1 protein-coding gene is annotated in these 218 nt (G+C 65.6%); it reads left to right on the forward strand.

What is annotated here, in order from left to right:
• Nucleotides 1–218: transposase (locus ALO43_RS24150; RefSeq protein ID WP_174518522.1), on the forward strand; the 218-nt coding region annotated here is incomplete at both ends.

The raw sequence follows: 218 nt of genomic DNA on the forward strand, positions 1-218 counted from the left end.
CGGCCGATAACCTGATCTACGCCGCCAAGCGGCGCGGTTTGCGCGTCGGGATTTTCGGGGCGCTGCACACCTATGGCCGGCGGCTCAACTGGCATCCCCACGTCCACCTGTCGGTGACCGCGGGCGGCCTGGATGAGCAGGACGTCTGGAAAAATCTGTCGTTCCACAAAGAGGCCCTGCGGCGGCGCTGGATGTGGCTGGTGCGCGATTACCTGCTG

It is taken from the genome of Pseudomonas tremae, from assembly GCF_001401155.1.
Lineage (GTDB): Bacteria > Pseudomonadota > Gammaproteobacteria > Pseudomonadales > Pseudomonadaceae > Aquipseudomonas > Aquipseudomonas tremae.